This is a genomic window from Thalassotalea sp. G20_0 (genome assembly GCF_017744175.1).
Classification (GTDB): Bacteria; Pseudomonadota; Gammaproteobacteria; order Pseudomonadales; family Endozoicomonadaceae; genus Endozoicomonas.
The window spans coordinates 13,836-40,361 of record NZ_JAGHQV010000040.1; the positions used below are offsets into that span (position 1 = coordinate 13,836).

The 26,526-nt window shown below is 47.8% G+C and carries 23 protein-coding genes and 1 pseudogene; 3 read left to right on the forward strand and 21 right to left on the reverse strand.

Going from position 1 to position 26,526, the window contains the following annotated elements:
- Positions 1-247 precede the first annotated feature (247 nt).
- Positions 248-2,194 (forward strand): AarF/UbiB family protein, encoded by a 1,947-nt coding sequence (locus tag J7438_RS19360; RefSeq protein WP_209277852.1) that lies wholly within the window; start codon positions 248-250, stop codon positions 2,192-2,194.
- Between the two features lie 63 nt (positions 2,195-2,257).
- Here the strand turns inward: J7438_RS19360 and rlmB are convergent, their stop codons facing one another.
- The 12 genes and pseudogenes from rlmB to rnr all read right to left on the reverse strand — a co-directional run bounded on the left by rlmB (position 2,258) and on the right by rnr (position 14,370).
- On the reverse strand, positions 2,258-2,992 hold the full coding sequence (gene rlmB, locus J7438_RS19365) for a 23S rRNA (guanosine(2251)-2'-O)-methyltransferase RlmB (RefSeq protein WP_209203434.1): 735 nt from the start codon (positions 2,990-2,992) through the stop codon (positions 2,258-2,260).
- Positions 2,993-3,378: 386 nt separating this feature from the next.
- The gene (locus tag J7438_RS19370) at positions 3,379-3,759 is read right to left on the reverse strand and encodes a hypothetical protein (RefSeq protein WP_209277853.1); all 381 of its coding nucleotides are present in this window, start codon (positions 3,757-3,759) and stop codon (positions 3,379-3,381) included.
- Between the two features lie 644 nt (positions 3,760-4,403).
- Positions 4,404-4,757, reverse strand: a complete 354-nt coding sequence (locus tag J7438_RS19375) for a hypothetical protein (RefSeq protein ID WP_209277854.1) — start codon at positions 4,755-4,757, stop codon at positions 4,404-4,406.
- Positions 4,758-4,897: 140 nt separating this feature from the next.
- Entirely contained in the window at positions 4,898-5,470 is a 573-nt protein-coding gene (locus J7438_RS19380) for an RING finger domain-containing protein (protein WP_209277855.1), read from the reverse strand.
- A 279-nt stretch (positions 5,471-5,749) separates the two neighbouring features.
- A complete protein-coding gene (locus J7438_RS19385; RefSeq protein ID WP_209277856.1) occupies positions 5,750-5,959 on the reverse strand; it encodes a hypothetical protein in 210 nt (69 codons plus the stop codon).
- Between the two features lie 272 nt (positions 5,960-6,231).
- Entirely contained in the window at positions 6,232-6,600 is a 369-nt protein-coding gene (locus J7438_RS19395; RefSeq protein WP_286196727.1) for a group II intron maturase-specific domain-containing protein, read from the reverse strand.
- Between the two features lie 66 nt (positions 6,601-6,666).
- Positions 6,667-8,445: a hypothetical protein gene (locus J7438_RS19400; RefSeq protein WP_209277857.1), complete on the reverse strand. Its 1,779-nt coding sequence runs from the start codon at positions 8,443-8,445 to the stop codon at positions 6,667-6,669.
- A gap of 159 nt (positions 8,446-8,604) precedes the next feature.
- On the reverse strand, positions 8,605-10,395 hold the full coding sequence (locus tag J7438_RS19405) for a hypothetical protein (RefSeq protein ID WP_209203441.1): 1,791 nt from the start codon (positions 10,393-10,395) through the stop codon (positions 8,605-8,607).
- Positions 10,396-10,584: 189 nt separating this feature from the next.
- Positions 10,585-10,818, reverse strand: a complete 234-nt coding sequence (locus tag J7438_RS27885; protein ID WP_353620165.1) for a transposase domain-containing protein — start codon at positions 10,816-10,818, stop codon at positions 10,585-10,587.
- Between the two features lie 12 nt (positions 10,819-10,830).
- Positions 10,831-11,438 (reverse strand): annotated as a pseudogene (locus tag J7438_RS28425) (IS66 family transposase); the annotation flags it as partial.
- Positions 11,393-11,530, reverse strand: a complete 138-nt coding sequence (tnpA, locus tag J7438_RS19415; RefSeq protein WP_209277876.1) for an IS66 family insertion sequence element accessory protein TnpA — start codon at positions 11,528-11,530, stop codon at positions 11,393-11,395. The gene tnpA and the pseudogene J7438_RS28425, both read right to left, overlap by 46 nt.
- A gap of 158 nt (positions 11,531-11,688) precedes the next feature.
- Complete coding sequence (gene rnr, locus J7438_RS19420) at positions 11,689-14,370, reverse strand: ribonuclease R (RefSeq protein ID WP_209277859.1); 2,682 nt, start codon at positions 14,368-14,370, stop codon at positions 11,689-11,691.
- 800 nt (positions 14,371-15,170) lie between these two features.
- Between rnr and J7438_RS19425 the strand changes: the two genes are divergently transcribed.
- Complete coding sequence (locus J7438_RS19425; RefSeq protein WP_209277860.1) at positions 15,171-15,962, forward strand: hypothetical protein; 792 nt, start codon at positions 15,171-15,173, stop codon at positions 15,960-15,962.
- A gap of 497 nt (positions 15,963-16,459) precedes the next feature.
- Here J7438_RS19425 and J7438_RS19430 read toward each other — a convergent pair whose 3' ends face one another.
- From J7438_RS19430 to J7438_RS19470, 9 genes are all read right to left on the reverse strand, one after another.
- Positions 16,460-17,752 carry an adenylosuccinate synthase gene (locus J7438_RS19430; RefSeq protein WP_209277861.1) on the reverse strand — a complete coding sequence of 431 codons (1,293 nt, stop codon included), beginning with the start codon at positions 17,750-17,752 and terminating at the stop codon, positions 16,460-16,462.
- A gap of 28 nt (positions 17,753-17,780) precedes the next feature.
- Positions 17,781-18,980: an ATP phosphoribosyltransferase regulatory subunit gene (locus J7438_RS19435; RefSeq protein WP_209277862.1), complete on the reverse strand. Its 1,200-nt coding sequence runs from the start codon at positions 18,978-18,980 to the stop codon at positions 17,781-17,783.
- Between the two features lie 86 nt (positions 18,981-19,066).
- Positions 19,067-19,261 (reverse strand): DUF2065 domain-containing protein, encoded by a 195-nt coding sequence (locus J7438_RS19440; RefSeq protein WP_209203448.1) that lies wholly within the window; start codon positions 19,259-19,261, stop codon positions 19,067-19,069.
- A 127-nt stretch (positions 19,262-19,388) separates the two neighbouring features.
- The gene (hflC, locus tag J7438_RS19445) at positions 19,389-20,264 is read right to left on the reverse strand and encodes a protease modulator HflC (protein ID WP_209277863.1); all 876 of its coding nucleotides are present in this window, start codon (positions 20,262-20,264) and stop codon (positions 19,389-19,391) included.
- The gene (gene hflK, locus J7438_RS19450) at positions 20,261-21,433 is read right to left on the reverse strand and encodes an FtsH protease activity modulator HflK (RefSeq protein WP_209277864.1); all 1,173 of its coding nucleotides are present in this window, start codon (positions 21,431-21,433) and stop codon (positions 20,261-20,263) included. Before hflK ends, hflC begins: the two co-directional genes overlap by 4 nt.
- 598 nt (positions 21,434-22,031) lie before the next feature.
- Positions 22,032-23,324 (reverse strand): ribosome rescue GTPase HflX, encoded by a 1,293-nt coding sequence (gene hflX, locus J7438_RS19455; protein WP_209203451.1) that lies wholly within the window; start codon positions 23,322-23,324, stop codon positions 22,032-22,034.
- Positions 23,325-23,470: 146 nt separating this feature from the next.
- Positions 23,471-23,716 (reverse strand): RNA chaperone Hfq, encoded by a 246-nt coding sequence (gene hfq, locus J7438_RS19460; RefSeq protein WP_101745449.1) that lies wholly within the window; start codon positions 23,714-23,716, stop codon positions 23,471-23,473.
- A gap of 330 nt (positions 23,717-24,046) precedes the next feature.
- The gene (miaA, locus tag J7438_RS19465) at positions 24,047-24,997 is read right to left on the reverse strand and encodes a tRNA (adenosine(37)-N6)-dimethylallyltransferase MiaA (protein ID WP_209277865.1); all 951 of its coding nucleotides are present in this window, start codon (positions 24,995-24,997) and stop codon (positions 24,047-24,049) included.
- 106 nt (positions 24,998-25,103) lie between these two features.
- Positions 25,104-25,895, reverse strand: coding sequence for a hypothetical protein (locus J7438_RS19470; RefSeq protein WP_209277866.1), 792 nt, complete (start codon positions 25,893-25,895; stop codon positions 25,104-25,106).
- Between the two features lie 403 nt (positions 25,896-26,298).
- Here J7438_RS19470 and J7438_RS19475 point away from each other — a divergent pair, with 403 nt between their 5' ends.
- Positions 26,299-26,508: an ADP-ribosylglycohydrolase family protein gene (locus J7438_RS19475; RefSeq protein ID WP_209203454.1), complete on the forward strand. Its 210-nt coding sequence runs from the start codon at positions 26,299-26,301 to the stop codon at positions 26,506-26,508.
- The last annotated feature ends 18 nt before the right edge of the window (positions 26,509-26,526 follow it).

A 26,526-nucleotide genomic window follows, 5' to 3' on the forward strand; every position in this document is an offset into this window, starting at 1 on the left:
TGTGTTCTTCCTGGCCTTCGTGGTTCCATCCGCCGAAAGCCATTGAAAATGGAGGGGTAAGCTTAATCTCCACCCTAAGAAGGGATATTAGCTTCTACAGTCAGGCGATCAGTATTTTCGATAAGGCTGTAGGCAAATTTCATCAATTGGAAATTGAAACAGACCAAAATAATTGGTACTGGTGAACTTCTTTAAGTTATTCAAGTCTAAAACTCGTGCACATTAAAATAAATCAAAGTGAATGATCATGGATTCTACTTTTAACATAAGGGCGGCGGCCATTTCCGGTGCTGGCAGTATGGATTTTAAGGCTGCTCCTGTCACTTCACCATCAGGATGCACCGTTATCAGTAGCCCTGTTAAGCAATTGCAATCAGCGCATGAACGCCCTGCATCAGATTCCTGTAACGCGGGTGAGTCCTTAGTTTCCAGGGCGATATCAGTGACAGTTGACTCATTCACCAACACTTTAAACATGACAGCACGAGTGCTTGGGTTGGTTTTCAGTGGCACCACTTCTGTTCTGAAGGTCGTTAGTTCACGCTCTCCTGAGCCTCTCGCTCAATTTTTTCATGACAATGGTGGAGTGTGCGGAAAAATAGGTCAATACCTGGCTTTATTCCACCCACCACTTGAGTCACTTGAGAGTAAATTCAGTAGCGATTATTTCAACTACGTAGCTGCCATGGTAAAAACCGCCAGCGAGTATTCGGCAGGTAAGGTTGATCCGGAGGAAATAAAGAAGATTGTCGAACGCAATGTGGCTACTGCCCGGATGCACTCTGAAGGTGCCATGTTGGATCGATCAGGCACAGCCGATATCGACAGCGGCAGTGAGTTCATTACCAACAAAGCAGTTTCAGCAGTACCTGTTCGGCATATTGAAACGCTTGGGCGCGGGACTATTTGCCAGATAGATCGTTTTACTATTGATGAACGGGATTATGCTGTTAAATCGTTCTCAGGAAAATCGTTAAAAAGCATTAACAGGGATGTTTCGATAATTACTGGCCTGCTTTCCACTATTCATAACATAGGCATTATTTCACAGTCGGAATTTAACGTTCTTTTCAGAGCAGCAAAGAGTTTTAGTTTGGAGTGCGACTTATCAAAAGAACTTGAATACACCAAAAAGGCGTCAGAGGCATTAAATAATCTGACAGAAGTCAAACAGTTTCATGTAGATACCGGCTCAGGTCATCAGGTGCCTGTTCAATTCAGGGTGCCTGAGGTAGCTGAAGAACTATCCAGCCCTGATGCCCTTGTAATGGAATATATTGATGGCTGCTCTATTGATCGTCAAAAAGCGTTAAGAGACCGACTCACTGCATGGCAGCCGGAATGGAAGAATGGTGAGAGGTTAAACGAAGCAGAGTTAAGTAACATTATCATCGGTATTTATAAACTTGTGCTATCCGTTTATTTGGAATCAGCCTGGAAATCCCGTTTTTTAAATACCGACTTCCAAGTAGGTAATTTTATGATGAAACTGGAGAGTGATTGCATCAGTATTTATAGCATCGATCACGCTAACAGTATCGCCAATGTAGATTTTCTGAGCTTAATAAATCAACATATTCATTGTGAACTTGTTGCTGGAATGTTCCTGTTCTTTCATAACCGTGCTACCGGGAATGGTCAGGTAGAAGAGCAAAATATCCCTTGCTCAACGGATACAGCCATTGATGTTGATGTTCATGATCTGGTTTACACGCCATTATCTTTGCAACAACAGGAACGCTTAACAGAAGTAATTACATCTTACCGTATAAATTTTGGACAAGAGATCATCCCCCCCATTGAGGATTTACAACCCTCTCAGGGACAAGCGACCATTGGGGAAATTTGCAGGCAGCTTTATCATTGGTTAAAAGACAAAGGGCAACATTCTGATCCAGAGGCTTCAGTTCCATCAGAAGCCGTGTTTGTCAACATATTGCCACGATTCTTCATCCGACTTGCCGAGGAATATAAGGAGCAGGATATGACAACAAATACTGAATTCAAGTTGTTTAAAGTTGCCGCTGCTTTTGATAACTTCTGTCAAGGGATGGGTTTTCGGGTGAATCAGTGCGATCCTTTGTTAATTCGGGTTAAGGCGCAATTAGCTGCGTATCGTCAGTACCTGGCACATCAACTGGAACATCAAGAGAGGCAATTGAATAATTCACTGAGCCAAAGCCAGTCTTTTTGAACTGGCTTGTTGAATCGGTGATTTATCCAAAGGGGAGTTTCAGTGAAATCAGAGTGGTGACAATTATCGTCGCTGTCGAACCGCCTCAAATAAACACACCCCGGTAGCAACCGACACATTGAGGCTACTGACAGAACCGGCCATTGGAATAAAAATCAGCGAGTCACACAGATCTCTGGTGAGGCGGCGCATCCCTTTACCTTCTGCGCCCATGACCAGAGCCAGAGCACCGGTTAAATCTGACTGATAAATATTGCCGGAACTCTCGCCTGCGGTACCAATCATCCAGATACCTCGCTCCTTGAGCCACTCCATACTCCGTGCCAGGTTGGTCACCTGAATCAGAGGTATATTGTCTGCTGCACCACAGGCCACTTTGGTTGCTGTGGCATTGAGACTGGCAGACTTATCCTTGGGCACAATAACCGCATGTACTCCCGCTGCATCGGCAGTCCGCAGGCAGGCACCCAGATTGTGAGGGTCAGTAACCCCATCCAGAATCAGGAGAAATGGTGGTTCATTCAGCCCATCAAGAATATCCTCCAGGTCTTCTTCCCGGTAAACCCGGGCGGCAGAGACTCTGGCCATAATACCCTGATGCACACCCTCCGCTTTGGCATCAAGACGGTTGCGCTCAACAAATCGGACGGAAACGCCCTGATCTCTGGCCTGGTCAACCAAGGCATTGATTCGCTTATCCGTACGACCTTTCTGGATCTGAAGCTCCAGTATTCTTTCGGGCGACCGTTCAAACAGGCTCTGCACCGCATGCAGGCCAAATACTACGTCATTGCTCATTGATTTCTCATTTGAAAGCCTTAACAGGCCATAAAAAGGGGGATTTTAGCAAAACTGGAAGGGCAGGAGTTATTGCTGATGTTTTAACACTGATATGTTAACGAAAACGGCCAGAATAAGCATGGCCTATGGGCTACTGGACTCATTTCCTGTCGTCCTCGCTACGGGGTCGCCTAGGAGGCTGACCGAGAATAGCGCCCGTAACGAGGATGGCAGAAAATTGAGGATAAAAATTCCGTTTTGTGAGGTGAATAGCGGGGCTATTTGCCGAACAAAACGGAATTTTTAGACCAATTTGCTGCCACCGCAGTAGGGCAGCCTATTCTCGGTCAGCCTGAGCAGCCGAGCGAGCATGAGTCAAAATCGAAATAGCTCGGCCAAACATTTTAATCGTCGTTTTTTATAAAATAATTACCAACAGCCTCGACAGTAGACCCGATAGCAGACATGGTAGCAAGACCGACAGCCCCGGCAGCCCCCATACAAACACTGGTAGCAGCACCTGCTGCAACACCTTTAGCAACACCGGTATCAACACCGCTGGTAGCCCTTTCAACCCCGACAGAAGCCCAGAACATCCCGATACCCATTCCAGCAAAGGCAGTAAAGGCAGGCCCGGCAACAAGCCCGGCACCAGCAGCCCCGACAGCAGTAGCCCCGGTAGCTCCGATAACAAACCCGGCAACAGCCGGGAGAGCAACCGGGGGAGCAAGTGTCAAAGTAGCCTGGTAAAGAAATTTAGTAGTTTTTTTCGAAATAGTTACCATACGGTCCTGAAATGTGATGCTTTTTGTCTCATTGTCAGTTAATTGTTTTTCACAGGAGAGGCAGTTATTTTGGTTAGGACTTTTCACGCATTCCCGCATGCATGAACTACCAAAAAAACGTCCACATTTTGGATCTGTGTTTCTAAATTTTGTTGGACGATAGTCTATTTTGAGATTAACAGTGTCAACACTGCCCATATCAAAACCCTCCGTTTTAATTTAATTTATGTTTATTACAGCTAGTAGATATTTATATTTGGTTTTAGTTCCCTATGAATACTTAGATTTTTAACTAATTCTGCCACTATGATGTTTTCCTTTCCCAGAAGGTGATAGTTGAATAAAAACTCTTAAGTAGCTGGCCATATGGAATCGAATATTTCTGGCTACTTGGGCTGGTACTATGCGAGGCACAACGGAGGGAGCATAGCCGTAGCTATGTGACCGGAGTTGTAACGAAGCAGAGTGCCAGCACAAGGAGTCAGAAATATACGATTTCATATGGTTAGCTACTTATCAACCCGGAACAAAAAAGCCGCTGCGAACTGGCCTGATTTCAAAAGACATATCGATAAAGTAGTCAGGCTCCCGGAGTAACCCATGGAGGCAAGAAGCAATGACCGATAATCCCTGTGGTGCGAAGCTTATTGACTGATCTTCCGTTTACGGGGCTGTCTACCCGTTGGCTTTGAGGCTTTGGCTGAATCAGACTTCCGGGCGCTGCTTTTCTTCTTACCGGCAACCTTCTTTTTGCCGGAAGCGGTTGGCTTGCCCTTTTTACCCGTTGTTTTGGCCGATGTTCTGCCTTTCGGCTTACGACCGGATGGCTTACCGACTTCGGCAGAGCCCTTAGCGGATGATTTTCTTCTTCCCTGCTTGCTAAGCGCTGACAGCAGTTCAAAGTCGATCTTCTTATCATCCAGCAGATCCACCTTACTGGCCATAGCCTCCAACTCATCTCCCAGACCAAAACGGCGACTTGTCCGCTCACCGCACATGCAATGATGTACATTGTCGTAAATGTTTAACAGGCGGCAAAACGGGGATTATAGCAAAACTGGGAGGGCAGGGATTATTGCTGATATTTAAACGACAGCTGCCGGAATAAGCATAATCTATGCGCTACTGAATTCATTTGCTAATAGTTTTTTTCGAAGTACTCATTAGCAGCCCCAACAGCAGCCCCCACAGCAGACCATACAGCTAAATTGAAAGAACCGACAGTCCCGAAAATAACACCGGTAGCAACACCGGTAGCAATACCGTTAGCAACACCGGTAGCCCTTCCAAACTCGGTCCCGGCAGACGCCCAGAAAGTCCCGACAGTAAGACCAGCCAAGGCAGTCGTGGCAGGCCCAGCAAGCCCGGCACCAGCAACCCCGGCAGCAGCAGCCCCAAAAACCCCGACGGCACCCCCGGCAGCAAACGAGGGAGCAACTGGGGAATTGTGCGTCAAAATAGCTGGGTTAAACATTTTAATAGTTTTTTTCGAAATGATAGACATACGTTCCTGCAATGAGATTTTTGTTATCTGTTTTATATCATCATCAGTAAATTGCTTTTGACAAACAGGACAGTTAATTTGGTTAGAACTTTCCAACCATTCCCTAATGCATGATCTACCAAAGGCATGACCGCATTTTAGATTGATGTTATCGCATTCTGCTGAGTCAAAACATATTGGGCATTTAAAACCGTCAACTTTGTTCATATCAAAACACTTCATTAATATTCTTATGTAAGATATTTATTTTTGGTTTTAGTTCCCTATGAATACTTAGATTCTTAACTAATTCTGCCACCGCAGCAGGGCAGTCTATTCTCGGTCAGCCTCCTAGGAGGCTGTCCGAGAATAGACTGCCCTACTGCGGCGACAGCAAATTGGTCTAAAAATCCGCTTTTGTTCGGCAAATAGCCCCGCTATTCACCTCACAAAACCGAATTTTTATCCTCAATTTTCTGTCGTCCTCGCTACGGGCGCTATTCTCAGTCAGCCTCCTAGACGGACGCTTGAGTCCGGCAGGTTCCCAGGATGTTTTTCCTCTCCTGGAAGGTGATAGTTGAATATAGTTGAATAGTTGCCGCCTAAATTGACCTCAAAATCAGCAATAGACTGATCATCAACTCCAGCGACTCCCTTATTGGCCTTCACTTTCTGCCAGGCTTGATTGGTTTGCTCTCGCTCATCTCTGGATTTCACACCTGACGCAATCTTGTTGCGCCTTTTCTGTAACGCCCACCACCCTGACTCTTAATCAGTGCAGCTCACAGTGGTTTGATAGCTGCTTCCAGAAGCCGTCACCGGAGGGCCCACCTCCATGTCAATTGCAGTTGCGAGCAGACTGACTCTGCTCGCGTGGCAAACCAGCACCCGGCATGCGGGTTCGCACCGGGCGGTTCAGCGAAGATGGTGAAACCTGATCCATAAGTCTTTCAATGAAACAAGCCCAATTTTCGCGAAGTAACTGTTACTCAGTGCCTGTTCGCATAGGTTTTACTCAGGCGGTAATACCCTTTGCTGCTGGCTGCGATCTTGGCGGCGTTAATTTTATCAACGCCTAACCTGACCAGATTCTTGAAACGGGCTTTCGGCTTGCGCCATTGCTTGAGAAAACAGCAACGGATTCGCCGACATATCCATTGATCCAGCAGGGGAATTGGTCGGTAATATTCCGATAATCGGAAATAACCCATCCAACCCCGGATATATTGCGCCAGTTTGTCTAAGCGATATTGCATTGAGCCCCCCCAGCGACGACTGATCAACTTGAGTATCCGGTATTTGAATCGGTCCGGGCACTTCCGGGCCCAGCGAACTTTCTTCCCTGCGGAGTTAACCATTAAAGATCAGCAAATTGCATGATTTCATTTATTCATTAATCAATTTCGAAGTGTGGAATGCGCACTTCATTTATCATCTATCATGGTTTCCCGGAGAAAAGTCGGCCATTGTGATTGGTCCAGCTTAACCGATGGCTTCAGCGGTTCAATCAACTTCAGACTCCTGGCGATGTATTCATTTTTCTGTTTTTTTGGGAGAACTTCATCGGAATAAGAATTTACTTCCTTCTCAATCTCCCGGCAGTAATAACTATAAAATTCCTGGGGATTAGACAAATTACCGACAATCATTGGAATAATATACTGGCCAACAATGCCTGCTTCGGTTTCACTCAGAAACTCACGCCACGGGGCATGCGGAGACCTGTTCAATTGATACAGAATGTTTAACAAGTGATAATCGAATCGCCGTCTATCATATTCATTCGGATGTATCCTCCAATCTCGATTATGAGTATCAAGATCAACAAGGTTAAATGCAAGTTGGCCCAGGGCTTTTCTGGCACGTTTCAGATATTCGAGTGTATTTTTTATACTGACCACCGCTTCATTCTTCTGATAATCTTTTCTCATTCGCTTTTGATGTTTCAGTGAACAATTGGAAATAGAGTGTTCAAAACTTTCTTCCTGATCCTTTAAAAGCTGTGTTACCCTAAGGTATTCATTATTGAAGGATACTTTAATCTTTCTCACAACATCAGCAATGGCAATAATTAAATGGATATCCGCATTTTTTAACATGCTGGCTAGTACTGCATGATAAAGATCATGCTGCATAAACACGAGAATCCATCGAGCAGAAAAGTGGTCAGCCGTTTTCGGCAAGGGATGGCCAGGAAACGGAATAGCCATATCTCTGTATCCTTTCAGGCTGCCGATTCTAATATCTTCAGGTGAACTGACCCCGATCACTGGATTGATTTTATGGGCTTCTTCCTGGCAATAACTATCAATGAAAGCTTGTCGCAACGTGATGGACGGACATAACATCCAACCCGCACCGTAGCCGTAGCTAAGAAATAAAACGTGGAAGTCTACGGCTGACAAGGCTTTTTTCATCGTACGCTGCCCTTGGTCTTCGTCTTTAGAAATAGGGAATTCGCAGCTCCAGAAGCCTGCCTCAACCGCAGGTGCGTTTTTAAGCAAAAGCTGCATTTTCCGGATGATGGAATTTACATTATAAGAAGAAACGGGAAAAAACATCTGCGACCTTTTCAGTGAATACTCTATGACTTTCCATGCGTATTCATTAACTTCTCCATTATCATCAAACAACTTGTTATGCTCGATCTTAAATGAATCAATATCCTGTATACCCTCCAGGTAAACGCCCTGCAGGGTAACCAGAGTTGCAAATTCATTGCTGCTGATTTTCTTTTCCCGAAATGCACGGAGCGCTGCATAGGCAAAGGTCTCAGATTTTAAAAAACTGAGCTGCTCTGTGGTGATTTGTTCTGGTTTGCGGCAGCACTGGGCAATCTGTTCAAGCTGCGGTGTGGTAATTGCGTTTACCTTCTCCATGATCAATGAGTGTTGGTCTTTCTTAATTCTACGAACAGTTTCTTTAAACGTCTTTGCATGGTCATCAGTGCCTGGCAAAACCAAGGGGCTTAATGATGTTCCTTTAACGTCTCTGTCCTTCAAATCGGTTGAGGGAGTTGCTGAATATCTCTGATTGTCAGGTAACGCAACATCATCACTCGTGCTGCTGACAGATCTGAATAAGCCGGTAATGGTGCGCCAGATAGCACCAACGCAACTTGGCGCAGTATTTTCGGACCTTAAAGACGCCGGGTATCCGTTTGCCCTGGCAATACAGGAAGGGGTCATAATTCTAAATTCCATGTTATTTTTTTATTTGCTATTAGAATATTTGACCCGATAGACAACAAAAAGTTCCGGGCCATAAATCAGTGGATACGCCCCAAGTTAATAACTATTTAAAAGAGGCTTTAATTGATTGTGCGATCCATCAAAAAAGAGCAGTAAATGGCATAACTTCATTTATTCATTAAATACCCCTTTGCCTGAAATGGGCACTACACTTTTCATTGTTTCCCGAAGGAAAGTCGGCCATTGTGATTGATCCAGCTTAATCGATGGATTCAGCGGCTCAATCAACTTTTTACTTCTGCCTACGTATTTCTGTTTCTCTTCTTTTGAGAGATGATCTCTGGCACCAGAATTTATTTCCGAATCAATCGTGCGGCAGAAATGATTATACAACTCCAGGGGATTAGACAAATTACCGGAAATCATCGGAATAACGCACTGGCCGACAATGCCAGCATCGGTTTCACTCAGTAACTCACGCCACGATTTTCCCGCAGAGCTGTTCAATTGAAGCAGAATATTTGACAAGTGATGTCTGCATCGATCTTCATCATGATTATACGAACTTATAACCCACGTTGGTTTATGGGTATCAAGATCATCAAGGTTAAATGCAAGTTGGCCCAGGGCTTTTGTGGTACGTTCCAGATATTCGAGTGTATTTTTTATACTGAGCACCTCTTCGTCCTTCTGCCATTTTGTTCTCATTTGGCTTCGTTTTGCCCATGAGTAACTGGAAATAGAACGTTCAAAGTTTTCTTGCTGCTGGTCAGACAGCTGTTTCACCCTGATGTACTCATCATGGAAGGACGCTTTAATCTTTCTCACAACATCGGCCATGGCAATGATTAAATGGATATCCGCATTTTTTAACATGCTGGCTCGCACTGCATGATAAAAATCATGCTGCATAAACTCGAGAATCCATCGAGCAGCTATGTGATCAGCAGTTTTTGGCAAAGGGTGACCAGGAAACGGAATAGCCATGTCTCTGCATCCTTTCAGGCCGCCGGTTCTAATATCTTCAAGCGAACTGGTCCCGATCACTGGATTGACTTTATGGGCTTCTTCCTGACAAAAACTGTCAATGAAAGCCTGTCGCAACGTGATGGATGGGCATATCAGCCACCCAGACCACCAGTCGTCATCAAATAAAACTTTGAAGCTTCTGCTTGACAGGACTTTATACATCGTACGCTGCCTTTTGTCTTCATCTGAGAAATCCGGGCGCTTACAGCTCCAGAAACTTGCTTCAACCGGAGGTGCATTTTCAAACAAACGCTTCATTTTCTCGATGATGGAACTTACATCAAAAAAAGAACCGGAAAAAAACCATTCTGAGCTTTCTAGTGAAAGCGCTATGATCTCCCAGTTGACTTTATTAGCTTGTCCTTTTCCGTCAAACAGATTGTGATGCACAATTTCAAATGAATCTATATTCTGGATACCTTCCAGGTAAACGCCCTGCAGGGTAACCAGTGTTGCAAATTCATTGCTGCTGATTTTCTTTTCCCGAAATGCACGGAGCACTGCATAGGCAAAGGTATCAGTTTGAAAAAAGCTGAGGTGTTCTTTAGTGATTTGTTCTGGTTTGCTACAACATTGGGCAATTTGTTTGAGATGCTCTTCGGTAATGGTATTAACCTTTTCCATGATCAACGATTGCTGGTCTGTCTCAATTCTACGAACAACTTCTTTAAAGGTCTTTGCATGTTCATCAGTGCCTGGCAAATCCAGGGGGCTTGAAGATGTTCTTTTGACGTCTCTGACCTTCAAATCCGTTGAGGGAGTTGCTGAGTATCTCTGGCTGTCAGTCAACACAGCATCAGCACTCGAACTGCTAAGACATCTGAATGAGCCGGTAATGGTGCGCCAGATAGCACTAACGCGACTTGGCGCAGTATTTTCGGACCTTGAAGACGCCGGGTATCCGCTTGCCCCGGCAATATAAGAAGGGGTCATAATACTAACCTCCCTGTTAATTTTTTTTCGTCAAGCATTATAAGTTAGACCCGGTAAAGAATAAAAAGTTCCGGGCCATAAGCCACAGAAGTTACTCTTCGCTGTTTCTGGCGCTCCCGGGTCAACCGATTATTTTTCAATAGTTTCCAGAGTTACAGTGTAAGCGTCCAAGCAGGGGGCAGACTCCCCCTACTTGTCGAGATCGGCTTTTAATGGATTGGCCCCGAATTTCTCTTTCCAGAGTCGCGGTATCAATTCCCTGATATCACGGGCCGGGTGGAGGCTGATGCGTTGAAGCACATCAACCAGGTATTTGTAGGGATCAATGCCCGCCAGGAGGCAGCTGGTGATCAGCGCCTGGAACACGGCAACATTGTCTGCGCCTTCTTCTGTCCAGCAGAACATCCAGTTCTTTCTTCCCATCGGGATGCAACGAAGGCCACGTTCAAGATGATTGGTGTCTATCGCTACCGTTGGATCGTTCAGGTAAACCTGAAGCTCTTTTTCCCGCTTGTGAACATAGCCCAGTGCCTTGCTCAGAGGGTTGTCGGGAACCAGGTCAAGCCGTCTCAGCTGTTCCCCGTTCCACTCAAAGAACTGGTCAACCAGGGGTTTGGCTTTTTGTTGGCGATAATCACGCAGTGTATCGCCTTCCAGCCCCTGACGACGGATGTCATCTTCAACCTTGTACAGTGCGCCGATCTGTTTCAGGGCTTCTTTGGTCGCTTCGGGTTCCGCTTTTTCTGACTTGACAAAATAACGTCGGCTGTGTGTCCAGCACTCGGCATGAGTGATCTTTGGGTATTTCGAGCAAAGGCTATTTCTTCGTGGTCGCCATAAAAGCACCAGAAGTAGCCTTTTTCCATTTTACCCTTGCATTTCAGCCCGGCTTTTGACGGTGTTTCATCCAGTGCCAGGGTGTGACTTTCAAGGCAGCTATTCAGTACTTCATGGGCGACAGGTTGTAACAACTGTCCAGCACGCTGCTCCAGATTGGTCAGCGCAATGTGAAGGTGGACAGGCAGATATTGCGGGAAAGGCAAAAAGCTTTCTGGCTGACGCCGCTTTCCCGCTGTTGATCGATGAGGGCTTGCCACTGTTGAGCAGTGCGGCGGTTAGGTTGTTTTTGATTCACGGCTCGCTCCTGTTTTTGAAACAGGGGTTAGCGTGGCAGGCAGGTGATGGGTTTTGAAGACGTCCTTAAATAAGCGCTTACGTTGAATAAAGTGAAAGGCTCTCGGAGTAACCCATGGAGCCAGGAAGCAATGATTGATAATCCCTGTGGTGCGAAGCTTATTGACTGATCTTCCGTTTACGAGGCTGTCTACCCGTTGGCTTTGAGGCTTTGGCAGAATCAGACTTCCGGGCGCTGCTGGTTTTCTTCTTACCAGCAACCTTTTTTTTACCGGAAGCGGTTGGCTTACCCTTTTTAGCCGTTGTTTTGGTCGATTTCCTGCCTTTCGACTTACGACCGGATGGCTTGCCGTCTTCGGAAGAGCCTTTAGCGGATGAAGAGCCTTTAGCGGATGAAGAGCCCTTAGCGGATGAAGAGCCTTTAGCGGATGAAGAGCCCTTAGCGGATGAAGAGCCTTTTCCTTTTTTTGCCGCCTCTTCCGCAGCCCTGGCTTCTCTGAGCAGTTTTGCCTTGGCTGCTGCCGATTTAAATCGACTGCCAAGCGCGGCGCTTCCGGATGAGCGGGATTTTTTAGCAGAACCGGATTTACCGGAGGATTTTCTTCTTCCCGGCTTGCTAAGTGTTGACAGCAGTTCAAAGTCGATCTTCTTATCATCCAGATCCACCTTACTGACCATCACCTCCAGTTCATCGCCCAGGCCAAACCGGCGGCCTGTCCGCTCACCGCGCATGCAGTGATGGACGTTGTCGTAAATGTAATAGTCATCCGGCAGGCTGGTCACATGAACCAATCCCTCGACATAGACATCTTTCAACTCAACAAACAACCCGAATCCGGTCACTGAAGAGACAATACCGCTGAAGGTCTGACCAATATGCTGCTGCATATAGTCGCACTTCAGCCAGTCCATGGCATCGCGGGTTGCCAGATCAGCCCGCCGCTCTGTGGTGGAACAGTGCTCTCCCAGTGCCTGAATATCGCCGGCGTTATAGGGGTAGATGCGCTTTTCAGGTATGGGGCTGGCCCCCACACGAACCACATGCCGGGAGGGACTCTCTGAGCGGATAATATGACGAATCGCCCTGTGCACCAGCAGGTCAGGGTAACGCCGGATGGGCGAGGTAAAGTGTGCATAAGCCTTGAAGGCCAGGCCAAAATGCCCCTGATTATCACCACTGTAGACCGCCTGACTCATTGAGCGCAGTACCACGGTCTGAATCACATGGTAATCAGGACGATCTTTTACCGTAAGCAACAATGCCTGAATATCACGGGGGGTGATTTTTCCTGAGGGGAGTGCCAGACCCAGACTGCCAAGAAAACTGTTCAGGTTAAGCTTCTTCTCCAGCGTCGGCCCTTCGTGTACACGGTAAAGCCCCGGGAGGTTGTGCTTTTCCAGGAACTTTGCCGCACACACATTGGCACACAGCATACACTCTTCAATCAACTTATGGGCGTCATTACGCTCCCTGGGCACAATCTGCTCAATCTTGCGGTGGCGACCAAAAATAATCTGGGTCTCCACCGTATCAAAATCAATCGTACCCCGCTCTGCCCGTAAGGATACCAATGTCTTGTAGAGCGAGTACAGATGCTCAAGGTGAGGCACTAATGGCTGGTACTGTTGCCGTAGCTCCCGTCCCTCATCACTGAGGGACAACATATCCCAGACTTTGGTATACGTCAGCCGGGCATGGGAGCGGATAACACCCTCATAGAATTTGTAGCCGGAAATCTTGCCTTTGCCACTGATGGTCATTTCACAGACCATTGCCAGTCGATCTACTTCGGGGTTCAGGGAGCACAAACCATTGGACAGCACCTCTGGCAACATGGGAATCACATGCCCCGGGAAGTAAACTGAGGTCCCCCGGTTAACCGCTTCCTTATCCAGGGCCGAGCCTGGTTTCACATAGTGGGAAACATCGGCAATCGCAACAAACAGTCGCCAGCCGCCGCCTTTTTTTGACTCACAATAAACCGCATCATCAAAATCACGGGCATCTTCACCGTCAATAGTGACAAACGGCGTTGCCCGTAAATCGACCCGGCAATCTTTGTCCGACTCTGCGACCTCAGTGGTAAAACCCTTGCACTGTTTTTCCACCGCTTCCGGCCAGTCATGGGGAATATTATGGGTGCGAACAGCAACCTCGACCTCCATACCGGCATCGGCTCTGCCACCGAGAATTTCCTTAACAATGCCCATAGGCATGTTGCGACGGCCGGGCTGCCGGGTAATTTCCAGCAGAATGTATTGTCCCTCCGTGGGCATCAGCGGGCCCGGCTGAACAATAATCTCCCGGCTGATACGGGGGTTTTCAGGCACCATAAAGGCCGCACCAGACTCGGTATAGTAGCGACCGACAACCTGTGTCGTATTTCTCTCAATCACCTCAACCAGCTGACCTTCCCTGCGGCCACGATGATCGACACCAGATTCACGCACAACCGCACGGTCACCATCAAACAGCTGGCGCATCTCACGGGGGGAAAGGTAGAGATCTTCACCACCACCATCCGGCATTAAAAAGCCAAATCCCTCTTTATTGCCCTGAACAACCCCTTTAATAAGATTCAGCTTACTGATCAGGGCAAAGGCATTCTTGCGATTTTGCAGCAGCTGACCATCGCGGATCATCGCCTTAAGGCGGAACATCAGCGCTTCCTGCTGTTCTTCGTCGTTTATACCCAGTGCACGACATAACGCCCGATGGCTGACCGGAGCCCCTCGCTGCTCAAGGTATTCCATAATGTACAGACGACTGGGGATCGGGTTTTCATAGCGCTCTGCTTCGAGAGATGCCTGACTATCCTGGCTTTTCCACCCTTTTGACATGGGCTTATTGCACCTCTTTTATGGCGTATGGCAGCCCGGGGCTGCCTGGTGAAAATGAAAATCTACTATCATGATATCTTTCTTCAAAGGCCATGGAGGGGGGAGAAGTCAACATTGAATCCATTCTGTATTAGTACATGCATCAGACTATTAATGCAAAGGGAGAAAGTGAAAAGAGAGCATAACAGAAGAATAGCTGATCTCAGTGTTATCCCAAAACAACCGGCGGCAACAGTGAATGCAAGCCGGATCCCTGAAGGCAAATCATATTTCCCCCGGACAGAAAAACGGCTTGAGACCGGGAACTTATTGACTGGCAGGCAAGTCAAAGTCTTTGATTGCTGGAACTCCGGGGTTTGCAAAGACCAATCCCGAAACATCATAAATTCAACGAAGTCAGAAGCATGATACACAGTAGCAGCCCTGCCCCCTCCCCCATCCGGACTGGCAATCAATCGTCAAATGCCACTGATGCACCACCGTATCAAGCAACCCGGCGGACTTTTCGTCAGAGGCTCACCCTCCGTTGCCATCAAGCCATTAACTTGATTTCTCTGAAATTCAAGAGTCGAGAAACGATATTGTTAAGGGCTGCGGCAACCGGTGATGTGCCACTGATCAGACGCCTTGTTCGCCACCACCATATAGTTTCCAGTAATACTGTTGGGGTAGAGCTGGAAGATGCGGCAGCCAAAGCGGCGGCACACGGCAAGGCAGAAGCACTGGAATTATTGCTTGAGTTTGGGGCCTTTCCGAATAATGCCTTAGCGGGTGAAAATTTGCTGATCCCCCCAAAAAGAATGTTTGATGAGCGGGGAGGCCATCGCCAGCATCATGTTACAGAAAAACTGACACCAGAAATAGTTAGAATATTGCTTAATAATGTTCATATTTTCCCTGAAGTCACCATCAGGCTTGGGGATACCGAGGGCCATTATCTTCATTTTACTCCAAAGGAATTAATAAACAGCAACCCTGGCAATAAGAACAGGGAAGAAATCTGTAAAATGCTTGTCAGTCACGATCAGGTCGATGTGAACACGGAGATATCTTTTTACCAAACGGGTGCGTTCGCTCTATCCAGCAAAGTAGATAATCAGAGTTTTTATCAACATCCACGAAGCACTTTCATACACGTAAATTTTCTTGGCCAGACCCTGATGTTTGATAACTTCGGCCTGGCTGAGCATCTGCTTACAGACCAGACTCTGGACCCCGGCTTACCTATTGGCACTGGAGCCGCTGAAAACCTGCTGATTATTTTTATGGACAAATACTCTAAAGGATGTTTTCACAAATTAAACCAGCGTTTTGATATTTTACTCAACGCTCTGAGGGACAAAATTGCCAACTCTAATGCCTTTCGCAACCAAGTTTTGGCAAGTGAAAACAAGCTGTTCAAACAACAATTTCTCACACTGTTTGCTATCAGGCACCAAGACAGGTATGACCTATCACCTGCTGATTTTCAACATCTTAACTGCGATCAACTAAACGATAAAATCCTGGACTTATTTTTGAACATATCTTACGAAGCTCCGCCCGATTATCACCGTCTTTATCCAAATCCACCACCGGGTTATGACTCTTAAAAACGTTAAGCCTGATGCTTGATTTATTCAGCAATGGCTGAAATATGACACCCAACAGAACTTCCATCCGGTAGATTTTTGTAAGGTTTGAGAGTCTTTTTGAGCAGTTACACTCCACTCATTTTTGAACAGCTGCACTATTTTGACGATCTGCCAGTCGCTTCGAGTCATCTCTAATGAGACCCGGTGCCAGCCCCAAAACCAGGATTTTTTTTGCAGTTAACGATCAGAACTTTATGTGTTTCAGCTTCACCAATTAAATCAAGCCACTTTGAGATAATGATTACTGTGTTTTGCTGAATTAACAGCCAAAGCAAAGTTCATTGATCAATTAGACAAGGTTAACCCGGAAAGGTTCACTGAAATACCGTTTTGGAGCGGGCTTCCAGCAGTGCAGAAGTTCAAGTCAAAACCACAACTACTGCCAATATTTTACCTAAGAGCCGATTTATCCAATGATAAACCGGCGATTTTTTCACAGAGGCCAATCCTGATGATCAGGCAAACGGCTGACGCAGAACGATAGTTTCTACACGGTCCGGTCCGGTGGAAATAATATCAATCGGTGCACCAGTTACTTCTTCAAGACGCTTGATATAAGCCAGCGCATTGGCAGGCAGCTCATCAAGGCTCTTCACACCAAACGTTGACTCACTCCAGCCCGGCATCTCTTCATAGACTGGCTGAACCGACTCGTACTCTTCAACATCAACAGGCGTGGTAATGGACTCACCATCAGCGTTCTTGTAATCCACGCAAATGCGGATTGCTTCCAGACCGTCAAGCACATCCAGTTTGGTCAGGCAGAGGCCACTGACCGAGTTGATCTGAATAGCCTGTCTCAGGGCTACGGCATCAAACCAGCCACAACGGCGTGGACGACCGGTCGTAGCACCGAACTCATTACCGACTTTGGCCAGATGGCGGCCATTTTCGTCATCCAACTCTGTCGGGAAGGGACCTGAACCCACACGGGTGGTGTAAGCCTTGGTAATACCCAGTACATAATCCAGGTACAGCGGACCAAAACCAGTTCCCGTAGAGGTACCACCTGCGGTGGTGTTGGATGACGTGACAAACGGGTATGTGCCGTGGTCGATATCCAGCAGAGAACCCTGGGCACCTTCAAACAGAATGTGGTCACCACGCCCATGATGCTCATGCAGGCGGTCTGATACACGATCAATCATCGGAATCAGTTCCCTGGCCATGGCCAGTGTGTCATCCAGAACAGTCTGGTAATCTACGACTTCTGTCTTGTAGTAGTGCTGCAGGGCAAAGTTGTGATAATCCATCACTTCTTTCAGCTTTCTGGCAAAACGTTCAGGGTGCAGCAGATCAGCAACACGTAAACCTCGGCGAGCTACCTTGTCTTCGTAGGCAGGACCGATACCACGACCCGTCGTACCGATTTTGGCTTCGCCACGGGCCAGCTCACGGGCCTGATCCAGCGCCACATGGTAAGGCAGAATCAGAGGACAGGCGGGACTGAGTTTCAGGCGCTCACGCACAGGAACACCGGTTTCTTCCAACTGCTTCATCTCTTTCAGCAACGCTTCAGGAGAGAGCACAACACCGTTACCGATGTAACAAACCACATCTTCCCGCAGGATTCCGGATGGAATCAGGTGCAGAACGGTTTTCTCACCATTAATAACAAGGGTGTGTCCGGCATTATGGCCGCCCTGGAAGCGAACTACAGCTTCCGCCTGCTCGGTCAGCAGGTCGACAATCTTGCCTTTACCTTCATCACCCCACTGGGTGCCAAGTACGACAACAGTCTTACCCATGGAATCGGTCTCTTAGTTTCAATGCAATTTATAACGGTTCAACCAACCATTCGCCGTCACGGCAGATCAGCTGATGGTTGCACCCCATGCCCGCTGCTTCTGTCGCTTGCCCGGGCAGCTGGCGAACTACCCGTTCCCCCTGCCGACGCAGGGACTGCACCAAGGCAGCATCTGCACCAACAGGCGCAAAAATGGTCTTGCCTTCGGTACAGTCATCTGTACTTTCTGTTTTCAGTTCCAGCAACGCCTTAAGCTCCATAAGCGTCTTGAGGTCAGTGCTGAAACCGGTCGCAGGGCGTGATCGGCCGAAGACTTCACCGATCCCATCATAGCGCCCGCCTTTGGCGATTGCCTGCCCCTGACCGGGCAGATAAGCCGCAAAAACGACACCTGTATGATAGTTGTAGCCCCTGAGTTCGCCCAGGTCGAAATAGAAGTCAGCACCCGGATAGAGACTGGTAATCTCTCTGGCAATCAACCCGAGTTCATCCAGAGCAGTGGCGACGCCCTCAGGACCATCAGCCAGCTCACCCCTGGCCCGTTCCAGTATTTCCGGACCACCGGCCAGATTGGGCAGGCTTTTCAGCATTCGGGCAGACCCTACACTGATATCCCACTGATTGACCAGCTGTTCAACCTCAGAGATCGCCTTGCGCTGCAAGGCATCAAAAAGCGCCAGCTCCTGATCACCGGATAGTCCGGCCTGAGATGCCAGCAAACGGTAAATCTGCACATGCCCAAGATCCAGACTGACTGAGTCGGCCTCCACCTGAGCCAGGGTTTCCAGCATCAGGGAAATCACTTCCAGGTCACTTGCAACGCCAGAGTGACCATACAGCTCTGCACCGATCTGGATGGGTGACCTTGAAGCCCCGAGGGAAGCGGGGCGGGTATGAAAGACACTGCCTGAATAACAAAGTCTTACCGGCCCATCCACTTTCAGGGTATGGGCATCAATTCTGGCTACCGCCGGTGTTGTATCTGCCCTTAATCCCATGGTTCTACCAGTCAGCTGATCGGTTACCTTGAAGGTTTGCAGATCCAGGTCATGACCGACACCTGCCGTCAGTGACTCAATAAATTCCAGATGGGGAGGAATCACCAGTTGGTAACCCCAGAGGTCAAACAGGTCGAGTATGTCGCGCCTTAACTTTTCAGCACAACGGGCCCTGCCGGGCAGAATTTCCTCAATTCCATCGGGCAGCAGCCAGCGATCAGCGACGGTCATAACAGCCTCTCTTATTGTTACTGTGGAAGTTTTTTCTTCGCTACCTGCCCACACCCGGTGCTTGGCAAGTGTCCAGAGCGAAGTGGCTAACTATTGATCAGATACAGTAAAGCCACACCCACCAGCATGCTGATCAGACCGGCCATTCTAAGTTGCCGGTCAGCAATGTCAGCCAGCCGACGCACTAACTGTCGCCAACGCTGTGGGTAAAGAAATGGCACAACGCCCTCAAGCACCAGCATCAGGCTGAAAGCAATCAACAACTGCTGCGCAAAGTCCATTGTCCATTCTCCGCTGTTTAGATCCCGACGTGGCCACACGTTCAATGAACCCACACACGAAAAAACCGGGCGAAGCCCGGTTTTGATAATATTACCACGGTTTTTTAACGCTGACAGCAAGAGTTCATTATTTGCCTTGCTTATCGTGATTAAAATAGCGGAAGAAATCACCTTTTGGTTCTATCAGCATGACATTACCCGTCTCTCCGAAACTATCTTTGTAGGCCTGAAGGCTACGATAGAAGGCATAGAATTCCCGATCCTGCTGATACGCTTTGGCATAAATCTCAGCTGACCTGGCATCCCCGTCACCGCGGATCATTTCAGACTGACGGTAGGCATCGGCCAGAACCACCTGCTTTTCACGGTCGGCATTGGCCATGATACCTTCTGCCATCTCCTGACCGCGGGAACGATAGTCCTGAGCCTCTTTCTCACGCTCGGATGACATCCGCTCAAATACCGAGTCACTGACCTGGGGAGGCAGGTCAATCCGCTTGATACGTACATCCATAACACTAACCCCCAGCTCATCCTGGGCAACTTCATTCAGCGTAGTGGTCAGCTCTTCCATCATCTCATCACGCTGGCCGGACACCACTTCGTTCAGAGTGAGGCTACCAAACTGGTTCCGCATGCTGGACTCAGCACGCTGGGCAAGCAGGTTGCTGGCACGGAATACATCGCCTGCCGTTGCACGGTAGAAGTCGTAGACGTTGTGAATGCGCCACTTGATGTAGGAATCCACAATCACGGCCTTCTGCTCAAGGGTCAGGAAGCGCTCGGATGGCACATCCAGAGTCTGCAGACGACCATCGAACACCTTAACCTTGTCAACCAGCGGGATTTTCACATGCAGGCCCGGAGGAATACTGTCACGTACTACCTGACCAAAACGAAGTTGCACCGCCCTCTCCCGCTCGGAGATAACGAATAAACTTCCCCACGCCAGTATTACAACAACCAGAGAAATAATCAGTCCAGTGAAGGCTTTCTGACTCATCGACTTACCCTCCCCCCACTGACTCGCGAGCTATTGACGCGTTTATTCAATTCTTCTGTCACCCGGGTGGTAATCTCGTTTAATTCCTGGGCAGATAACTGTCTGGATGGCACTTTGCTGCTACCATGGGACTGTGTCAGTTTATCCAGCGGCAGATACATCATGTTGTTGCCACCTTCAACATCCACCAGTACCTTGCTGGATTTACTGAACACGTCTTCAATCGCCTCAATATACAGACGCTCGCGGGTTACTTCAGGTGCCTGCTGGTACTCACCCAACAGTTTCACGAAACGATCCGCTTCACCCTCTGACCTGGCGACTACCTCATCACGGTAACCGTTGGCACTCTCAATAATACGCTGAGCCTGACCACGGGCTTCCGGAATGATCTTGTTGGCATACACCTGGGCCTTGTTCTTGGCCCTTTCTTCATCCTCACGGGCGCGGATAACGTCGTCAAACGCTGCCTGCACTTCTTTAGGAGGATGGGCGCTCTCAATGTTTACCTTGGCAACATTAAGACCGGTACCGTAGCTATCCAGATAAGCCTGAAGGCGATCACGCACTTCGATACCCATCACCTCACGACCTTCGGTCAACACCTGGTACATCTCGGAGCCACCGACAACATGACGCAATGCACTCTGTGTCGCTTCTTCCAGACTGACCAGCGGCTTGGCAACGTTAAGAACATAGTGCTTGATATCATCAATGTTGTACTGAACCGACATGGCCACCTCGACGATGTTCTCGTCTTCGGTCAACATTTGCTGCAGAAGGTTATAGGTCCGAAGTTCAGTCACCCGTTCCTGAAACTTGGTTTCAATGGGAGGGAAGTACATATGCAGGCCAGGGCCGACCGTCTCTGCATACTCACCAAAGCGCAGGATGACAGCCTGCTCTTTTTCATCAACGGTATAGACCGCATTCCAGATGTAGGCAGCAACAGCGAGTATCAGGATGCCAATAAAAATACCGGAAGAGGAGCCTGCCTGAGCACCACCACCGGAGCCACTACCGCCTTTGCGGCCTCCCCCAAACATGGAATTCAGTTTTTCCTGAAATTTGCGAAAAGCATCATCCAGGTCCGGTGGTCCTTGCTTATCGCCTTTGTTACCACCGCCCCATGGATCCTGGTTGTTTCCACCCGGCTCGTTCCAGGCCATATATGTCTCCGTAGAGTCAGCATCAGATTGAATTTTGGTTTGAGCATCCCTGTTACTGGGGACAACAGGCGATTAAATCCATTGCCGGTCCATCAGAGGATGTGCATACCATAGTTACCTACAGACCTTGAGAGTCCCAGGTATGACATGACGTCGCAGGATAAATTTCCAGAGCAGTCATCAACTTCCACTTCGCCCTTCACTGCAACACAGGAGCGTAAAAAATGCAATGTATCCGTACCGTCCGGAATCCTGACCAGCCTTTACAGGCACTCAATAAGACGTACCCGGTAAAGATAGTTCCTGAGCCAGATTGTAGAGTTTGGATAGCGAATAGCGCAAGCCGAATTGGTAAAGACCGCAACGGATTTTCTTTACAAAGACAAAATCAGAGCTGTTTCGCCCAAATTTCATCCATCTGTCCTGATGAAATATTTTGTCCAGCCAGGAACGCTTTTTATAAATTGGCGGCTACAACGTTTGACCACATAAAATACTGTTACTGGCACACAGCCAGCAGAGGCAGCAAGAGAGTAATAATGAAGATAAAAGACGTCGTACGTACCGACCTGAATCAACACGTACAAACCACAGGAGCTTAAAGCATGGAATTAAAGCAACTCTCGCTCAGACCTTCCTGCTTGGAAAGGCGCTCAAAGTCAGACTTTGGCAGGCGAATATCCAGTACCACATCACCACTATCGGAGTAGGCTTCAGATTGGATAGCGCCGAGTTTATAGAGACGGGCACGAATGCGTCCCTGGGCAGGTTTCAGGGTTAACTGTCCCTGCAGCATATCATCGGAAAGCAACTCTTTGATGGCGTCCTGCAGCAGGTCTGCACCCGCACCGGTCACTGCGGAAACCCAGACTCGCACAGGACGCCCTTCATCATTGCGCTGGATTTTCGGCTCTACCCCCTGTAACAGGTCAATTTTATTATAGACCTCCAACTGTGGCACTTCATCCGCATTGATCTCTTTCAGTACTGAATGAACCTGATCCATGTTTTCCAGACGCTCCGGATCATGGCTGTCAATAACATGCAGCAGAAGATCAGCCTGACGGGTTTCCTCAAGCGTTGCCCGAAATGCCTCCACCAGCTTATGAGGCAGGTGACGTATGAAACCCACCGTATCAGCAAGTACGACAGGCCCGATATCCGGCAAATCAATTCGCCGCAGCGTTGGGTCAAGGGTGGCAAACAATTGATCAGCCGCATAAACCACAGACTCGGTCACGCGGTTAAACAGTGTCGACTTGCCAGCATTCGTATAGCCAACCAGTGATACTTGGGGAACCTCTGCCCGCTGTCTGGAACGTCGCCCCTGCTCCCGCTGCCTGCGTACCTTTTCCAAACGGCGGCTAATGCTTTTGATACGCGCCCTGAGAAGACGACGGTCGGTTTCCAGCTGGGTTTCACCCGGTCCTCTCAGGCCGATACCACCCTTTTGTCGTTCAAGGTGAGTCCAGCCGCGAACCAGTCGTGTACTCATGTGTTGCAACTGAGCCAGCTCAACCTGAAGTTTACCTTCAAAGGTTCTGGCACGCTGGGCAAAAATATCCAGAATCAGTCCCGTACGATCAATAACCCGGCATTTCAGCTCTTTTTCCAGATTACGTTCCTGGCTTGGAGAGAGGGCATGATTAAACAGCACAACATCGACATCGTGCAGGACAACCAGCTGACGGATTTCTTCAACCTTGCCGGGACCGACAAAGAAACGGGGATTGGGATGTTTGCAGCCTGCGGTAATAAATGCGGCAGACTCAACGCCAGCGGAGCGTACCAGCTCCATAAATTCCTGGGGGTCTTCCCGCTCACGCTCATCGTTCAATTCCAGATGAACAAGAACTGCGGTTTCACCACCCTCATGGCGGTCAAAAAACAAATAGATCTCCTAAACAGCCACGAACCGCAGGAGCTGGGAACCAGCTAACAGAAACCTGAAAACAAGACTGCGCCACATGGCTCATTTTTAAAATAAATATAAACACCCAAAGGCACCTCAGGTGCCTTCAAGATGCATCAACAGAATTACTCATTCTCAGGCTGATCAGTACCCTGCATCGGCAAACGAACCGGACGGCTGGGAACGACAGTTGATACAGCGTGCTTGTAAACCATCTGGCTCACTGTATTCTTGAGAAGAATAACGAACTGATCGAAAGACTCAATCTGCCCCTGAAGCTTAATACCATTAACCAGGTAGATAGAAACCGGCACGCGTTCTTTACGCAGCACATTCAGGTAAGGGTCTTGTAGAGAATGCCCTTTTGACATTTCTGTACTCCTTTTAATTCTCGGGTTTTTGAATAGCCTTTTATCACTTTGGGGAGGACTATTCGCTGGACCGGCTGTGCCAGTACTCATTGTTCAATATATGTACAGCCTATGAAATGCCGACTCACATTAAGCTAACCCAACACCGCACTCAATAAGTAATACTAGCTACTCCCACCAGTCCTGCCGGAACAATTAGAGGTTCTAAGGTACTACTTTATTAAGCAATAAGTCTTAACAGCCAATGGTTTATGGAAGAAAGTTACATTTACACCCCGGGCATTCCTCAGGGCTATGCACTTTACCTCATGACTATAAAATACATTGATGCTATTTAAGGGCACCCTCCAAAACTTTCAAGGCATCACCCGGCAGGTTGTTGGAAAACGTATCAAGCCAGTGAATATCAGGCCAGCTTCTGAGCCAGGTTAACTGTCTTTTAGCCAGTTGTCGGGTCGCAATAATACCTCTTTCGACCATCTCATCGTAGCTTAGTTCCCCAGCCAGGTACGACCAGGCCTGACGATAACCAACGGAACGGACAGAAGGCATGGCAACATTCAGGTCCCCACGCTGATAAAGCCGGGCTGCTTCCTCCAGAAAACCTTTCTCCAGCATCATTCTGAAACGCATTGCAATGCGTTCATGGAGCACAGAACGATCTTCTGGAGCCATCGCCAGGCTGACAATACCATAGGGTAAACGTTGCTCTTTCTGCTCCCTGTGCCATTGAGAAAGCGGTTTACCTGTCAGCTCATAAACCTCCAGGGCGCGCTGCAAGCGCTGGGTATCCGATGGTTTGATTCTCAGTGCCGCTTCCGGATCAACGCCTGAGAGCTGCTGGTGTAAAAATGCCCAACCCTGCGCCCGTGCGCTATCCAGCAGCCGTTGACGAACTCCGGCATCGGCAGCGGGCATGGTCGCCATACCGTCCCTGAGCACCTTAAAGTACATCATCGTACCACCAACCAGCAGAGGTATTCTCCCACGGGCGGTGATATCGGCCATCAACGCCAGGGCATCCCGTCGAAAATCGGCGGCTGAATAAGATTCCGCCGGATCAAGAATGTCGATCAGGTGATGAGGCGCTTCCACCAGAACCTCAGGTTCCGGCTTGGCAGTGCCAATATCCATCCCTTTATAAATAAGTGCCGAGTCAACACTGATGATCTCAAAAGGCAGCTCTTTGCTGAGCGCTACCGCAAGGTCAGTTTTGCCTGAAGCGGTAGGACCCATCAAAAATACAGCGGGAGGAAGCCGCTTTTCCTCATGCGCGGACATAGGAGAATGTGTACCTGAAAATAATAAAAATGTGATTCTATAGGGAAGGTCTTTTTTTGCAATGCAGGGAGACCAGATATTTTATTTTTTCAAAAGCCAGACTGATCTACCTTAGTTGCAAACAGTCCGGGATAATTTTATCGGAAAACAACTGCGCTAATACTTCATTCAGGTCTTTAGAATCAGAAATATCATTCAAGGCTTGTTTTAATTCTACTGCCCCCTGGTTCAAATTATCGATAAAACTACCAATTTCATAAGCAGTAAGATGATCAAATAAATTTCTCCAGCCAGGTGCCAATATCAACTCCCCGCCACCTATACAATCAAATCCTGTATTATCACACCCCCCCTCGAACTTATAAACACTACCATCCTTTAATTCGCCAAACATGATCCAGTTTTCTCCTTCATTTTCACCCTCATGATATGAGAAGACTTTGTCAATCTCCCTGCACTCAGTTGTGTATTCGACCATACCGGGCTGTGGTGTCCCCCGGGTTTCCCAGGAACCCAAATCAGATAAATAAGAAGACCATGCATAATCACCCTCCCAGAACGAGCCGTCAATTTCCACCGGAGTAAACACAATATTTCTCACCTCCTCTTTAGTGCTGAAAAATAAAGGCCTGCATTCTGAACTGCTTACTAATGAAGCACCCAATCGGCGAAGGTCATCAAGTCCAAGGTATTGAATTAATCGTTCACTGATGTCTTGATTATTTAATACCTGAGAATAAACATCTTCTTTCAGTGGTAATTCATTCTTAACTACCTTGGCATCCATTATTTTTAGATTACCTGTGTCCGATGGCTCCTCTGTATCCACTTTACTTTGATTGGTGGTATTCGTAATGGATAACGAGTTTAATGTATTAGACAATGATGCAAGATCCATAATATTACCCCTCTTCTTGACCCGACAACCTTTTTCCGTCTGAAATTGCCATAAAAAAGTGTCCAGCAGAGCATCGTTAATCCAGCGATTGACGGTTGGCTAAAACACCAACGTAATATCTGATCCGTATCTGAACCAGGGAGAAAACGGTACAGAGCAGTCTTATATTTTAATTCATGAATCAAAGGCAGATAATTGACACTCTATGATGGTAGGAAATTCAAAATTTGCCAGAAATTTTTCTGGAAATGCTGCCGCTTTGTTCATTTATTGACATTTATCGGCTCTACAGTAGGGGCCCCTTATTTGCTCATTGTTATGCACCGTCATACATTACGAACTCTGAACTCGCCCCCTTTAGGCAAGCCGAAAAATTTATAGAACAAAAACGATTAAAAAAAGTGTGCAAACTATCGAACAAATTGACCGATTTTCCGGGTGCCTGTTGGCAGGTTCCGTGAGAGATGCTTTAGGTGCACCGATAGAGTTTATGCGTCGTGAAGACATCATTGCCCAGTTTGGTGTTGATGGCATTCAACGGTATGCAACTGCTTATGGACGTGTTGGGGCGATTACAGACGACACCCAAATGATGCTTTTTACTGGTGAGTGATCGCTTAGAGCTGTCGTT